Consider the following 14,082-nt stretch of genomic DNA (forward strand, 5'->3'; position numbering starts at 1 on the left):
AGCTTGGCTTTGCTTCGAGGAAGATTATGGACTTTCGTGTCAATGCCGCCCCGACCGGAGGGCTCGCCCAGGTGGCGGCGGATGCGCTGGTGGTGATCCTGTCGGCACAGGGTGGACCGGTGGGAGACGAGGCCTTGGCGGGCCTGATCAAGCGTTTGCAGGACAGCGGCGACTACCGGGGCAAGGCTGGCGAAGTTGTGGCCTTGCCGCTTCCGGAGGGGTTCAAGACCAAGCGGCTGGTGCTGTCGGTGGCGGCCCGCGGCGACTTCAAGGCCGTGCGCGCAGCAGCGCAGGCCGCCTGGGGCCAGCTCAAGGGCCGGCCGGTGCGCAAGCTCTCGCTCACCTTGGGTACAGGAGCCTGGCAGGACACACTGGCCGAGGCTGTGGTCGTGGGGTTGGAACAGGCTGCCTACCAGTACCAGGTTCCGGGCGCGTCCGCCAGCGACAAGGATCAACCGTCTGCGGGAGAAGTCAAGGTCAGCCTGCTGGCCCCCAAGGCCGAGCATGCGGCGGTGAAGTCCGGCGTGGCCTTGGGTCAAGGCATCGCCGCCGGCATGTCCTTCACCCGTCAGCTGGGCAACCTGCCCGCCAATGTGTGCACCCCGAGCTATCTGGGCGAACAGGCAATGGCCCTGGCGGCTGGCAAGGCGCTGTCGGTGGAGGTGCTGGACCGCGAGGCCATCGAAAAGCTGGGCATGGGTTCCTTCCTGTCGGTCGCGCAGGGCGCCGACACCCCGCCGCGGTTCATCGTGTTGCGCTACCAGGGGGCAGGCAAGGACTTGGCACCCGTGGTGCTGGTGGGCAAGGGCATCACCTTCGACACGGGGGGCATCTCCCTCAAGCCGGCCGCCGAGATGGATGAGATGAAGTTCGACATGTGCGGTGCGGCGTCTGTGCTGGGTGTCTTCCGCGCCCTGCAGGCGCTGCAGCCGGACCTGAACGTCATCGGCCTGATTCCCACCTGCGAGAACATGCCCAGCGGGCGGGCCACACGGCCTGGCGACGTCGTCAAGAGCATGTCGGGCAAGACCATTGAGATCCTCAACACCGATGCCGAGGGTCGCCTCATCCTTTGCGATGCGCTGACCTATGCGGAACGATTCAAGCCCCGTGCCGTCATCGACATTGCCACGTTGACCGGGGCATGCGTGGTGGCACTGGGACATCAGCATGCGGGCCTGTTCTCGCCCGATGACGGCTTGGCCGGTCAATTGCTGGCGGCGTCTGCACGCTCCGCCGACACCTGCTGGCGTATGCCCCTGGATGAGGAATACGACGACAACCTCAAGAGCAATTTTGCGGACATGGCCAATGTCGGCCCGCGCGCCGGTGGCGCGATCACGGCGGCCAAGTTCCTGCAGCGTTTCGCCAGTGCCTATCCCTGGGCCCACCTGGACATCGCCGGGGTGAGCCACCGCAGCGGGCCCCAGAAGGGCGCCACTGGGCGTCCGGTGGCCTTGCTGATGCATTACCTGCTGAGCTTGGAGCAGGCCTGAGGGCGGGCATGGCAGCCGACATTCACTTCTTCACCGGTTTGCCCAACCGGTTGGAGTTCGCCTGCCGGCTGGTGCGGCAAAAGTATCGGCAATCAGAGCGGATGGCGGTGTTGGCGCCGCCTGCAGAACTGTTTCGCCTAGACCTGCTCCTCTGGTCCGAGGGACCGCAGTCTTTCCTGCCTCACCTGCGCTGGCGGGCGGGGGCGCCGGTGCCGCAGCTGCTGCAGCGCACGCCCGTCTGGTTGGCAGAGGCGCCGGATCCCCAGTGGGCTTGTGCCTCGCTGATCCATCTGGGCGGGGTGGAGCCAGAGGCGCTGGCCCGGCACGGGCGGGTGGCCGAACTCGTCGGTCATTCGGACGAGGAACGGATTTCCGGCCGGCGGCGCTGGCGTGCATACGAAGAACTGGGGTTCAAACCGGTGCACCACCCCTGGAGCGGGACGGTCAGCGCCTGAAAGCCGGGCCAAATGGGGGCATGAGGGCCTCAAACCAGGGACAACCCGGGTTGGCATGCACCTTGCCAAGGAGGTTTGGTTCCATCGTGAATCCGTCGACAGGATTCCCGGATCTGCGGGTTTGCAGCGTGGCCAAAACCACGAAAGCGCCATGTCTGGGCATACTGGAATCGGATATCGTCGGTGCCGTCGAGCTTTACCCGTGGTCATATCTGACCCTTCATCCCTCATCTGGAGGTTTGTCTTTATGCAAGTCAAGTTCAATGTGATCGTTGCCGCCGCCGCGGCCCTGATGGCGGGTTCCCTGCAGGCGCAGGAGCTGGTGGTCAAGATCGGCCACGTCGGCCCCACCAGCGGTGGCATCGCTCACCTGGGCAAGGACAACGAAAACGGCGCTCGCATGGCCGTGGACGAACTGAACGCCCGTGGCGTGACCATCGGCGGCAAGAAGGCCAAGTTCGAGTTGCTGGCTGAAGACGACGGTGGCGATCCCAAGCAGGGCACGGCCGCTGCCCAGAAGCTGGTGGATTCGCGCGTGAACGGCGTGGTGGGCCACCTGAACTCCGGCACCTCCATCCCGGCCTCCAAGGTGTACAGCGACGCGGGCATTCCGCAAATCTCTCCCTCGGCCACCAACCCGACCTACACCCGTCAGGGCTTCAAGACCACCTTCCGCGTGGTGGCTGACGACGTGCACCTGGGTGGCACCCTGGGCCGCTACGCCGTGGATACCCTGAAGGGCAAGTCCATCGCCGTCATCGACGACCGCACCGCCTATGGCCAAGGTGTGGCCGATGAGTTCGAGAAGGGCGTGAAGGCCAAGGGCGGCAAGATCGTCAAGCGCGAGTTCACCAACGACAAGGCCACCGACTTCCAGGCCATCCTGACCGCCATCAAGGGCGCCAAGCCGGACATCATTTTCTACGGTGGTATGGAAGCCGTGGCGGGTCCGCTGATCCGTCAAGCCAAGTTGCTGGGTATCAAGGCCAAGTTCATGGGTGGCGACGGCATCTGCTCGGGTGAGCTGCCCAAGCTGTCCGGCGGCGCCATGGAAGATGGCCAGGTCGTCTGTGCCGAGGCCGGTGGCGTTGAAGGCAAGGCCAAGGAAGGCATGGACAAGTTCAAGGCTGACTTCAAGAAGAAGTTCAACGCCGACGTCCAGATCTACGCTCCCTACGTCTACGACTCGGTCAACGTGATGGTGGCCGCCATGGTCAAGGCCGGCTCGTCCGACCCGGCCAAGTACCTGCCGGTGCTGGCCAAGACTGAAGGCTACAAGGGCGTGACCGGCACCATCGGTTTCGACGAGAAGGGTGACATCCGCAACGGCGCCCTGACCCTGTTCACCTACAAGGGTGGCAACCGCGAGCAGATCGCCGTGGTGCGTTGATGCCAAGCGTCTGACCCTTCATCGGGGTCAGGTCGTGATGGCAGTGGTGCCAAGTAAGCTGCACCATCCAAAAGAGGGCCCGCGTGGCCCTTTTTGTTTTCTGGCCAGCAGCCCCACCGCATTTTTGGGTGACATGGGGTGGGGTGCGCCGAAGGGCAGAAACAAAAAAGCCTCGGAGGCATCCGAGGCTTTTCACTGCTGTGCGGCCTGGGCCGCCAGGCCCGTTCACTTCATGCCGAGCACCCAGGTAGCCAGGGTCTTGGCTTCGTCAGGCGTGACATTGTTGGCCGGCATCGGCACGTTGCCCCACACGCCAGCGCCACCCTTTTGAATCTTTTCCGCCAGCTTGGCCACCATGGCCTTGTCGCCCTTGTACTTGGCGGCCACGTCCTTGTAGGCCGGGCCCACGACCTTCTTGTCCACCGCATGACAGGCCATGCAGTTCTTCTTGGTGGCCAGTTCCTGGTTGGCCAGGGCGGGCGACGATGCGACAACGGCCAGAGCAACAGCGATCAGGGTCTTCATGTGCGGTTTCCAGTTGGTTGAGGGACAGGTGAAGGACCAGTTACAGTCACCTCAACGCAGTGTACAAGCGACGGTTGACGGGGGACTTGCTCGTTCTCACTCATCCACGGAAAACGGAGCGTGACCATGGGATTTGTGGTGTATGGCGTGATCCAGTTGGTCCTGCATTTTTCGGGCTGGGGCCCGATGGCCAAATGGAATTGGGAAATTGACGGTGACCTCTGGAAGTTTGTCCTGCCATTCTTCCTGGCGCTGCTTTGGTGGGGTTTTGCCGATTCTTCTGGCCTGACCAAGCGCCGGGAAATGGAAAAAGAGGAACGCCGCAAGCGGGACCGCCGCCGAAAGAGTGTGGAAGCGCTGGGCATGACACCCCAGGACGACCGTCGCAAAGGGGACCGCCGCGGTCCCCTTTGACCGACGGGTTTCAGTCTTCCAGCTTGGAGAGGTCGCGCACCGCGCCCTTGTCGGCTGAAGTGGCCAACAGCGCATAGGCCTTCAGGGCGGCGCTGACCTTGCGCGGGCGCGCCTGGGCCGGCTTCCAGCCCTTGGCATCCTGTTCGGCGCGGCGCTTGGCCAGTTCTTCGTCGCTCAGCAGCACATCGATAGTGCGGTTCGGGATGTCGATGCGGATGCGGTCGCCGTTGCGCACCAGACCGATCGCGCCACCGGCGGCGGCTTCGGGCGAGCAGTGGCCGATCGACAGGCCCGAGGTGCCGCCCGAGAAGCGGCCGTCGGTCAGCAGCGCGCAGGCCTTGCCCAGGCCCTTGGACTTGATGTAGCTGGTGGGATACAGCATTTCCTGCATGCCGGGACCGCCCTTGGGGCCCTCGTAGCGCACCACCACCACGTCACCGGCCTTGACCTGGTCGTCCAGGATGTGGGCCACGGCCTCGTCTTGGCTCTCGACCACGTGGGCCGGGCCTTCGAAGACCAGCAGGCTGTCGTCCACGCCGGCGGTCTTGACCACGCAGCCGTCCAGGGCGATGTTGCCGCGCAGCACGGCCAGGCCGCCTTCCTTGCTGAAGGCGTGCTCGTAGGAGCGGATGCAGCCTTCGGCGCGGTCGGTGTCCAGGCTGGGCCAGCGGGTGTTCTGGCTGAAGGCGACCTGGGTGGGGATGCCCGCGGGGCCGGCCATGTAGAAGGTCTTGACCGCCTCGTCCTGGGTGACGGCGATGTCCCACTGGGCCAGGGCCTGGCCCATGGTGCCGGAGTGGATGGTCGGGGCGTCGGTGTGCAGCTTGCCGGCGCGGGCCAGCTCGCCCAGGATGGCCATGATGCCGCCGGCGCGGTGCACGTCCTCGATGTGGTACTTGTTGGTGTTGGGCGCCACCTTGCACAGCTGCGGCACCTCGCGCGACAGGCGGTCGATGTCCGTCATGTCGAAGTCGATGCCGGCTTCCTGGGCCGCGGCCAGGATGTGCAGGATGGTGTTGGTCGAGCCACCCATCGCGATGTCCAGCGTCATCGCGTTCTCGAAGGCCTTCTTGCCGATGCTGCGTGGCAGCACCGACTCGTCGCCCTGCTCGTAGTAGCGCTGGCACAGCTCGACCGCCAAGCGGCCGGCGCGCAGGAACAGCTGCTCGCGGTCGGCGTGGGTGGCCACCACGGTGCCGTTGCCCGGCAGGGACAGGCCCAGGGCCTCGGTCAGGCAGTTCATCGAGTTGGCGGTGAACATGCCCGAGCAGCTGCCGCAGGTGGGGCAGGCCGAGCGCTCGACCTCGGCCACCTCGGCGTCGCTGACCTTGCTATCGGCGGCCATGACCATGGCGTCGATCAGGTCGAGCTTCTTGATCTGGATGGTCGAGGTGCCGGGCACTGCCAGCTTGACCTTGCCTGCCTCCATCGGGCCGCCCGAGACGAAGACCACCGGGATGTTCAGGCGCATCGCGGCCATCAGCATGCCCGGGGTGATCTTGTCGCAGTTGCTGATGCAGACGATGGCGTCGGCGCAGTGCGCGTTGACCATGTACTCGACCGAGTCCGCGATGATGTCGCGGCTGGGCAGCGAGTACAGCATGCCGTCATGGCCCATGGCGATGCCGTCGTCCACTGCGATGGTGTTGAACTCCTTGGCCACGCCGCCGGCGCGCTCGATCTCGCGTGCAACCAACTGGCCCAGGTCCTTCAGGTGGACGTGGCCCGGCACGAACTGGGTGAAGCTGTTGGCGATCGCGATGATCGGCTTGCTGAAGTCATCGTCCTTCATGCCGGTGGCGCGCCACAGGGAGCGGGCGCCTGCCATGTTGCGGCCGGCGGTGGAGGTCTTGGAACGGTAGGCGGGCATGACGTGTACCTAGTCTCGGAACCGGTGGATCCGGTCCTGCGTTGTCTGAGGTGGCCACCTCCCGCAGAGGCCGAAGGCGGCGCCGCGGAATTGTCGCTGAACGCGGGCGCCCGCCGCCGTCCGTCCTCAGGCGCTGGCGGGGCTTGAATCGGCCCGGTGAGCCGGGGGGCTCGGACGCAGGCGTAGGCGCAAGTCGGCACCGACGGCTGTGTGTTCATGCCATTGCCAGCGCAGGGCTTCTTCAAGCGTCTCCCAAGGGCCCAGGCGGGCCCATGGCAGGCCGGCGCCCAACAGTGCCGGAGCCAGGTAGAGCAGGATCTCATCGACCAGGCCTGCGGCCAGCCAGGCCCCATTGAGGGCCGGGCCGGCCTCAAGGTGGATCTCGTTGAACTGCCGGCCTGCCAGGTCGGCCAGCACGTCAGCGGGAATCAGGCGTCCGGTGGTGTCGGCTGGCAGCGCCACCAGCTCGGCGCCGCGGGCCTGCAGGGTGCGAGCGCGGTCTGCTGGCGCTGAGTTGGCGTGGTAGACGATCAATGCGTCAGGGCCATCCAGCAGAGCGGCCTCTAGCGGCAGCTCCAATCGTGCATCCACCAGGGCCCGTCGGGGCTGGCGGGCGGTGGGCACCAGTCGGACATCCAGCCGCGGATTGTCGTGCCGGGCCGTGCCGATACCGGTCAGCACCACCCCCGCCCGCCGCCGCCAGGCGTGACCATCCCGCCGCGCAGGCTCCTGCGTGATCCATTGGCTCCGGCCGTTGCCCAGTGCCGCCTGGCCATCGGCTGATGAAGCCGCCTTGAGGCGCACCCAGGGTCGGCCCAAGGCCATGCGCTGGAAGAAGCCGATGTTGAGTTCCCGGGCGGCCGTGGCATGGGCCTGGGACCATTCGGTGCAAATGCCTGCGGCCTGCAGGCGCGCCATGCCTTGTCCATTGACCTGGGGATTGGGGTCCAGCGCGGCTGCGACCACCTTTCCCACGCCGGCCGCAGCCAGCGCGTCGCAGCAGGGGGGCGTGCGACCATGGTGCGCACAGGGCTCCAGGGTCACGTAGGCGGTCGCCCCCCGCACGTCGTGGCCGCGTGACTGGGCATCGCGCAGCGCCATCACCTCTGCATGCGCCTGCCCTGGCGGCTGGGTATGACCTTGACCCAGGATCCAGCGGCCATCGGCCGACACCAGCACGCAACCGACTCGCGGGTTGGGGTCCGTCAGGCCGATGGCTTGTTCGGCCAGTGACAGGGCCAGGGCCATCGGATCAGGCGGCGCGGCGGCGAGGACTTCGGTCATGGGGTGCTCATGGGGGGGCGTCAGAGGCGCCCGAAGGACGGGCAGTGTAGCCGTGCTCCTTCCCCCGAAAGAGGGGGGCTGGGGAGGGGGCGGGATCCCCCATCGGAGGTGCCCCCTTGGGGCGATGCCTGCGCACCTCGGCCTACGAACAATCCAATTCTGTGGTGCCGGGATCGGTGCCATCAGGCCGCCCCGCGGGGTGTGCGGGGTATCAGGTTCAAGGCAGGCGTCAGGGGAGAGCAGACATGGAAGCGGTGCGCAGCAGTGTGGCCAAGCGGGCTGGCCTTGGCCAGTGTGGCATGACCTTGGTGGAGCTCATGACCACGGTGGCGGTGGCAGCGGTGTTGGTGGGTGTGGGGCTGCCCAGCTTCACCGCCTTGCAGCAACGCCAGAGTGTGCAGCGCCAGATGGAGGCGTTGGAGGATGCCTTTCGGCTGGCGCGCACCGAGGCCACGTTGCGCGGCCAGGGGGTCACCCTTTGTGCCCGGGATGACTCACTGGGGGATGAAACGCACCAATGTGCGCAGACGGGGCAGCGTTGGAGCGGCTGGCTGGTGTTCGTCGATGGCGAGGAGCGCGGGCAGGTCGACGAGGGTGACCGCTTGCTGCTGGTGCAGCAACCGCTGAAGGGCGACCCGCAGGTCCGAGGCACCGTGCGCAGCATCACGTTCGGGCGCAACGGTCTGGCGATGAGCGCGGCCTCGCGTTTTGGCTTCTTCCATGGCGAACAGCCCGAGGCCCACGACACCCTGTTGTGCGTGAACAAACTGGGCCGTTTGCGCCGCTCGCAGGGCCTGCGTTGCGGCTGATGCGGCGGTTCAGCCTGGCAGGGATTGGGCGGCCGAGCCCTGAGGCAGGCCCGCCACCAGCCCTTGCAGCAGGTCGCAGGCATGCCGCATGAGGTTGGAGGACCGGCGGTGGGCGGAGGTGGCCAGGCACAGCACGGTCTGCACACTGGGGGAGATGACCGGGCGCACCCGCAGTGCATCCTGGCGACCTGAGGCCGCGACGCCACTGGCGGTGAGCACCGCGTGGCCATAGCCGGCGCAGACCAGGTCGATGATGGAGGCCACGCTTGAGACCTCCCAGGCGATGTCCAGGCGCACGCCCACCAGCGTGGCCTGGTTATCCAGCAGGCGGCGTATCACATGCTGGCGCTCCGGCAGGACCAGGGGGCGGCCGGCCAAGGCACTGAAGGGTAGGGGCGCCAGGTCCTGGGCACCGTGGCGCCCATCGTCACGTTCAACCAGGCACAGCGGCTCCTGCAGCAGCGGACAAACCTCCAGCCCAGGGTTGGCCTCCGGGTTGTAAAGCAGTCCGATGTCCACCCGCCCGGAGGTGATCCATTCGCCGATGTGGGAAGACAGGCCCTCGACCACGGCCAGCCGGGCCTTGGGCAGCTGGCGCTGAAAGGTGTCGATGAGCGGCAGTGTCAGCTGGCGACTCATGCTGGGCGGCAGGCCCAGGGTGATGCGGCCCACCGGTTCCTCCCGGTTGGCTCCGAGGTCCTCACGGGCCAGCGCCACCTGGCGCAGGATCGCGGTGGCATGCTCAAACAGTTGCTCCCCGGTTTCCGTCAGGCTCACCCCACGGCCGTTGCGCAGCAGCAGCGTCTCGCGGAGTTCCACCTCCAGGGCACGCACCTGCCGGCTCAAGGCGGGCTGGGCGATGTCCAGGGCGACGGCGGCCTTGCTGAAGCTGCCGAGTTCGGCCACTGTCACGAAATACTCGAGCTGCTTGAAGTTCATCGCATCGGAGAGGCGCCTGGCCTGCCCGTCCATCAGCCCAGGTGGGCGCACAGGTAGTGCGCACCGGGCAGGGGGTTGTAGTAGTAGGGCGGGACTTCCCGGAAGCCCAGCGTGGCGTAGAGCTCACGGGCGGCCTCCATGTCGTCCAGCGTGTCGAGCAGCATGGCCGAGTAGCCGGCCTGCGTGGCGCCATCCAGTAGGGCCTGCGCCAGCTGCCGGCCCAGTCCCAGCCGGCGGAAGGCGGGGCGAACGTACAGTCGCTTCATCTCGCAGGCATTGGCCACGTCCGCCTCGGGCAAGGGACGGAAAGCCCCACAGGCGGCCACCTGACCGTCCACCCAGGCCAGCAGCAGCAGGCCGGCCGGCTCCGCATAGGCGCCCGGCAGCTCAGCCAGCTCCTGCTGGAAGTTCTGGAAGCACAGGTCCACGCCCAACCCCCGGGCGTACTCTTCAAAAATCTCGCGCACCGAGTCCATTTCGTCGGGCAGTGGGGCGCGGATCTGCAGGCAGTGCTGGACCATGGAGGTGCAGGTGAGGGCCGAAGGAGCGCCGGAGTCTAAGGGGCCTGCGGCCCCGCGGCAGCGGGAAAATCCTGCCCTTATCGGTCAGAAGCCTGCCGACTGGGACTGTCCCCATTGCCAGATCCACCAGGCGCCGGCGCCGCAGGCGGCCAGCACCACGGCGGCCAGCAGGCGGGTCAGTGCATCATCGCGCGCCGCGGGCGTACCCGTTGGCAGGTCCTCATCGCCCGTCACCATGGCCTTGACCAGGCGGCGGCGCTTGACCAAGCGGTAGAACACGATGGCCAACACATGCAGGCCGATGAGCAGCAGGAGCAGGTCTGCACCCCAGCCGCGGTGCCAACTGGAGCTGGCAGAAACCAGTCCGCCGCTGACCAGCGACACCAAGGGCCCCGAGAACGCGATCTCATCATCGATGACCAGGCCGGTCAGGGCTTGGGCGCTGAGGATGCCCAGCATGGCCAGCACCGAGAACGCGCCCATCGGGTTGTGGCCGGCCTGTGGATGGTCCTGTGCCGTGGCGCGGCCCCTGAGGTAACGGATCAGGCGTGCCGGGCTGGGCACGAACACCCAGAAGCGTGACCAGCGGCCACCGATGAGGCCCCATATCCAGCGAAAGGCCAAAAGGGCCAGCACGCCCATGCCGACGCGGGCATGAATGTCAATGGCATTGCCGCCAATGTTGCCGGTGACCACGAGGGTGACCACGGCGACCAGCAGGGTCCAGTGAAAGAGACGGGTGGGAAGGTCCCAGACGCGTACGCGCTGTTCGGAAGCTGAAGGGGCGGACATGTTAGATCGGGCTGGTGCCGCAGTGCGGCGATGAGTGTGGGTGCTCAGCATACAGAGGTGACGGGCGCGCGGGAGGACCGGCCTGGTGGGGCGTGGTTCCTGGTGGAGGCTGCGTACACTGGACGGCGGCGCCGGTGGAACCGCCCGTTGGGGCGATTCCGGCGCCATTTCGCATCACACCCCGGAGGTTGCATGAAACGTCTGATCCTGGCCTGCGTGGCCCCCCTGTGCCTGATGATGGCCATGCCGGCTGCGGCGCAGTTCCAGAAGCCTGAACAGGCCGTGAAGTACCGCAAGTCGGTGTTCACCGTCACGTCGCAGCACATGAGTCGCTTGCGCGCCATGGCTGAGGGCAAGGCGCCGTTTGACCCCAAGCTGGCCGAGGCCAATGCCAACCTGGTGGCCATGCTGGCCCCGCTGCCCTGGTCGGCGTTTGGGGAAGGGACCAACGTAGGCAACACGGATGCCAAGCCCGAGGTGTGGAGCCAGGGCGACAAGTTCAAGCAGGCCTCCCAGGCCTATCAGGATGAGGTGGTCAAGTTGCAGGCCGCCGCCAAGACCGGCAACCTAGACCAGCTCAAAGCTGCCCTGGGCGCGACCGGCAAGAGCTGCAAGGCCTGCCACGACAGCTTCAAGAAGGACTGAGGTGGCCTGAATCCGCGCAAGCGGTCCATGGTCCGTGCTCATGGGAGGCCCGCCGTTTGGCGGGCCTTTTTCATGGTTCTCTTGACCCGCCTGCAGTGCGATGACACGGGAGGAGGATGGGGCTGGGGAAAGCACGGGTAAGCCCCGGCTGTCGTTGTCTTGCGTCAAAGGGCCGGCTTTCCTACCATTCGCTGACCGGTTGGTTAACGAATGACCTGGGCCTCCAGACCCAGGCGGCCAAGCCGGCAGGAGACACGCTTGACGACTGAGCCTCTGGTCCTGGTCAATCAGGACGGCGCGGTGCGCACCCTCACCCTCAACCGGCCGGCCGCGCTCAACAGCTTCACCGCCGCTCTCCACCGCCAGCTGCGTGAGGCGCTGGAGGCGGCGGCGCAGGATCCGGGTGTGCGTTGCGTGGTACTGACTGGTGCTGGCCGCGGTTTTTGCGCCGGGCAAGACCTCCACGACCCCGACATGGCCCCGGGCCCCGAGGGCACCGTCGACATCGGTGCCGTGATCGAGGCGCACTACAAACCCTTGGCGCTGCTGCTGCGGCGCATGCCGGTGCCGGTGCTGGCGCGGGTGCAGGGCGTGGCGGCCGGGGCGGGGGCCAACCTGGCGTTGGGCTGCGACATGGTGGTCGCCGGGCGCAGCGCCAGTTTCATCCAGGCCTTCTCGAAGATCGGACTGATCCCGGACTGCGGCGGCACTTGGCTGCTGCCGCGCCTGGCCGGGCGCGCGGTCGCCCTGGGCTTGGCACTCACCGGCGAAAGACTGCCGGCCGAGGAGGCCGAGCGTCTGGGTTTGATCTGGCGTTGTGTGGACGATGCCCAGCTCGACGAAGCCGTGACCGCCTTGGCCCATCGCCTGGCCGCCATGTCGACCCGGGCCCTGGCGGTCACCCGCCAGTGCTTGGACCAGGCTGTGCAGCTCGACATGGCTGCGGCGCTGGACCAGGAGGCCCACTGGCAGCGGGAGCTTGGCCGGGCCCATGACTTCCGCGAAGGCGTGGAAGCCTTCACCGCCAAGCGTGCACCCGTCTTTCGCGACCGCTGACCCCTACGTCCGTCCGCGGGCAAGGGCCTGCGTTCCCCCATGAGCCACTACCACCCTTCTATCCCCACAGACCCCCAAGCCCTGGCCGAGGCCTGCCGAGACGCCATGTGGGCCGGAGACCGGGCCTGCCAGGCCCTGGGTCTGCGCGTGTTGCAGGTGGCACCCGGCCGCGCCACCGTGTCCATGACCGTGAGAGAGGACATGGTCAATGGCCATGCGATCTGCCATGGGGGGTTGATCGCCACGCTGGCCGACTCCGCTTTTGCCTACGCCTGCAACGCCTACAACGAGGTCACGGTCGCGTCGGGTTTCAGCATCGAATTGCTGGCCCCAGCCCAGTTGGGCGACGAGCTCACCGCCAGCGCCCGCGAAGTCAGCCGCGGTGGGCGTGCGGGCCTGTATGACATCGAGGTGTGCAACCAGCAGGGCCGGGTGGTGGCGCAGTTCCGCGGGCGCAGCCACACCTTCAAGGGCCGGTCGCTGCTTCCGCAGGCCAGTGGCTGAAAGCGTCACCCGCCGCAGACGCGCTTCTCCCTTGTCTTCCGGCACTTCAGCACCTCAATACACAAGGAGCCCCATGCCTGTCCGCCATCCCGCTCCCGGCGATCTGGAGCCCATCGAGACCGCCAGCCGCGACGAGATCCAGGCCCTGCAACTGGCCCGCCTGCAGGCCACGCTGCAGCGTGTGTATGACCACGTGCCGCACTACCGCGCGGCCTTTGAGGCCAAGGGCGTGCACCCGAGTGACTGCCAGTCGCTGGCCGATCTGGCCAAGTTCCCGTTCACCACCAAGGCGGATCTGCGCGCCAATTACCCCTTCGGACTGTTTGCGGTGCCCCGTGAACAGGTGGTACGGGTGCATGCCTCCTCCGGCACCACCGGCAAACCCACCGTGGTGGGTTACACCCAGGGCGACATTGACCGATGGGCGGGACTGGTGGCGCGCTCCATCCGCGCAGCCGGCGGGCGTGCCGGCGACATCGTGCATGTGGCCTATGGCTACGGTCTGTTCACCGGGGGGCTGGGCGCCCACTACGGCGCCGAGCGCCTGGGCTGCACCGTCATCCCCATGAGCGGGGGCCAGACCGAGAAGCAGGTGCAGCTGATCGAGGACTTCCGCCCCGACATCATCATGGTCACCCCGAGCTACATGCAGGTGATCGTGGAGGAGTTCCGCCGCCAGGGCAAAGACCCGCGTGCGATGAGCTTGTCGGTGGGGATTTTCGGGGCCGAGCCATGGACCGAAGCCATGCGCGCCGACATCGAGGCCTCAGCCGGCATCGACGCCGTGGACATCTACGGCCTGTCCGAGGTGATGGGCCCCGGCGTGGCCAGCGAGTGCGTGGAGAGCAAGGATGGTCCGGTCATCTGGGAAGACCACTTCTATCCCGAGATCATCGACCCCGAGACGGGCGAGGTGCTGCCCGATGGCAGCGAGGGCGAACTGGTGTTTACCTCGCTCACCAAGGAAGCCTTCCCGATCATCCGCTACCGCACCCGTGACCTGACCCGCCTGCTGCCCCCCACCTCGCGCAGCATGCGCCGCATGGGCAAGATCGTGGGCCGCAGCGACGACATGCTCATCATCCGCGGCGTCAACCTATTTCCCACCCAGGTTGAGGAGCTGGTGCTGCAGACCCCGGGCCTTTCGGGCCAGTACCAGCTTGTGGTCAGCCGAGAGGGCACGCTGGACGCCCTGGAAGTGCGTTGCGAAGTCCTGCCCGGTCAGGCCGGGGCCGACCTCGACGAAATGGCCCGCACCCTGCAGCACCGCATCAAGACACTGATCGGCGTGTCCGCCGCGGTGAAAGTGGGGCTGCCCGAGACCATCGAGCGCACCCTGGTCGGCAAGGCGCGACGGGTCATTGACAATCGCCGCCGCTGAT

General features: G+C 66.9%; 15 protein-coding genes. 9 read left to right on the top strand and 6 right to left on the bottom strand.

The window, feature by feature from the left end; genetic code table 11:
• Positions 1-26 precede the first annotated feature (26 nt).
• The 3 genes from G3A44_RS13340 (at position 27) to G3A44_RS13350 (ending at position 3,341) form a co-directional block, all read left to right on the top strand.
• On the top strand, positions 27-1,496 hold the full coding sequence (locus G3A44_RS13340) for a leucyl aminopeptidase (RefSeq protein WP_163458019.1): 1,470 nt from the start codon (positions 27-29) through the stop codon (positions 1,494-1,496).
• Positions 1,497-1,504: 8 nt separating this feature from the next.
• Positions 1,505-1,951: a DNA polymerase III subunit chi gene (locus tag G3A44_RS13345; protein ID WP_163458020.1), complete on the top strand. Its 447-nt coding sequence runs from the start codon at positions 1,505-1,507 to the stop codon at positions 1,949-1,951.
• Between the two features lie 247 nt (positions 1,952-2,198).
• Positions 2,199-3,341 carry a branched-chain amino acid ABC transporter substrate-binding protein gene (locus tag G3A44_RS13350; protein ID WP_163458021.1) on the top strand — a complete coding sequence of 381 codons (1,143 nt, stop codon included), beginning with the start codon at positions 2,199-2,201 and terminating at the stop codon, positions 3,339-3,341.
• A 225-nt stretch (positions 3,342-3,566) separates the two neighbouring features.
• On the opposite strand, the gene G3A44_RS13355 is transcribed toward G3A44_RS13350, so the two are convergent.
• Positions 3,567-3,866 carry a c-type cytochrome gene (locus G3A44_RS13355; RefSeq protein WP_163458022.1) on the bottom strand — a complete coding sequence of 100 codons (300 nt, stop codon included), beginning with the start codon at positions 3,864-3,866 and terminating at the stop codon, positions 3,567-3,569.
• Between the two features lie 126 nt (positions 3,867-3,992).
• Between G3A44_RS13355 and G3A44_RS13360 the strand changes: the two genes are divergently transcribed.
• The gene (locus G3A44_RS13360) at positions 3,993-4,280 is read left to right on the top strand and encodes a TIGR04438 family Trp-rich protein (protein WP_239061876.1); all 288 of its coding nucleotides are present in this window, start codon (positions 3,993-3,995) and stop codon (positions 4,278-4,280) included.
• Positions 4,281-4,290: 10 nt separating this feature from the next.
• Here the strand turns inward: G3A44_RS13360 and ilvD are convergent, their stop codons facing one another.
• Positions 4,291-6,150, bottom strand: coding sequence for a dihydroxy-acid dehydratase (gene ilvD / locus G3A44_RS13365; protein ID WP_163458024.1), 1,860 nt, complete (start codon positions 6,148-6,150; stop codon positions 4,291-4,293).
• 126 nt (positions 6,151-6,276) lie between these two features.
• A complete protein-coding gene (gene ribD / locus G3A44_RS13370; protein WP_239061867.1) occupies positions 6,277-7,434 on the bottom strand; it encodes a bifunctional diaminohydroxyphosphoribosylaminopyrimidine deaminase/5-amino-6-(5-phosphoribosylamino)uracil reductase RibD in 1,158 nt (385 codons plus the stop codon).
• A 245-nt stretch (positions 7,435-7,679) separates the two neighbouring features.
• Here ribD and G3A44_RS13375 point away from each other — a divergent pair, with 245 nt between their 5' ends.
• Positions 7,680-8,243: a GspH/FimT family pseudopilin gene (locus G3A44_RS13375; protein WP_163458080.1), complete on the top strand. Its 564-nt coding sequence runs from the start codon at positions 7,680-7,682 to the stop codon at positions 8,241-8,243.
• 9 nt (positions 8,244-8,252) lie between these two features.
• Here the strand turns inward: G3A44_RS13375 and G3A44_RS13380 are convergent, their stop codons facing one another.
• The 3 genes from G3A44_RS13380 to G3A44_RS13390 all read right to left on the bottom strand — a co-directional run bounded on the left by G3A44_RS13380 (position 8,253) and on the right by G3A44_RS13390 (position 10,495).
• Positions 8,253-9,182 (bottom strand): LysR substrate-binding domain-containing protein, encoded by a 930-nt coding sequence (locus G3A44_RS13380; protein ID WP_163458081.1) that lies wholly within the window; start codon positions 9,180-9,182, stop codon positions 8,253-8,255.
• 32 nt (positions 9,183-9,214) lie between these two features.
• Positions 9,215-9,703: a GNAT family N-acetyltransferase gene (locus G3A44_RS13385; RefSeq protein WP_163458025.1), complete on the bottom strand. Its 489-nt coding sequence runs from the start codon at positions 9,701-9,703 to the stop codon at positions 9,215-9,217.
• Positions 9,704-9,787: 84 nt separating this feature from the next.
• Positions 9,788-10,495 (bottom strand): cytochrome b/b6 domain-containing protein, encoded by a 708-nt coding sequence (locus G3A44_RS13390; protein WP_163458026.1) that lies wholly within the window; start codon positions 10,493-10,495, stop codon positions 9,788-9,790.
• Between the two features lie 192 nt (positions 10,496-10,687).
• Here G3A44_RS13390 and G3A44_RS13395 point away from each other — a divergent pair, with 192 nt between their 5' ends.
• The 4 genes from G3A44_RS13395 to paaK all read left to right on the top strand — a co-directional run bounded on the left by G3A44_RS13395 (position 10,688) and on the right by paaK (position 14,081).
• Positions 10,688-11,140, top strand: a complete 453-nt coding sequence (locus G3A44_RS13395) for a c-type cytochrome (protein ID WP_163458027.1) — start codon at positions 10,688-10,690, stop codon at positions 11,138-11,140.
• 210 nt (positions 11,141-11,350) lie between these two features.
• The gene (locus G3A44_RS13400; protein WP_163458028.1) at positions 11,351-12,196 is read left to right on the top strand and encodes an enoyl-CoA hydratase-related protein; all 846 of its coding nucleotides are present in this window, start codon (positions 11,351-11,353) and stop codon (positions 12,194-12,196) included.
• A 39-nt stretch (positions 12,197-12,235) separates the two neighbouring features.
• Positions 12,236-12,700 carry a hydroxyphenylacetyl-CoA thioesterase PaaI gene (gene paaI / locus G3A44_RS13405; protein WP_163458029.1) on the top strand — a complete coding sequence of 155 codons (465 nt, stop codon included), beginning with the start codon at positions 12,236-12,238 and terminating at the stop codon, positions 12,698-12,700.
• Positions 12,701-12,773: 73 nt separating this feature from the next.
• Positions 12,774-14,081, top strand: coding sequence for a phenylacetate--CoA ligase PaaK (gene paaK, locus G3A44_RS13410; RefSeq protein WP_163458030.1), 1,308 nt, complete (start codon positions 12,774-12,776; stop codon positions 14,079-14,081).
• Position 14,082 lies beyond the last annotated feature (1 nt).

Source organism: Ideonella livida (genome assembly GCF_010499455.1).
GTDB lineage: Bacteria > Pseudomonadota > Gammaproteobacteria > Burkholderiales > Burkholderiaceae_C > Ideonella > Ideonella livida.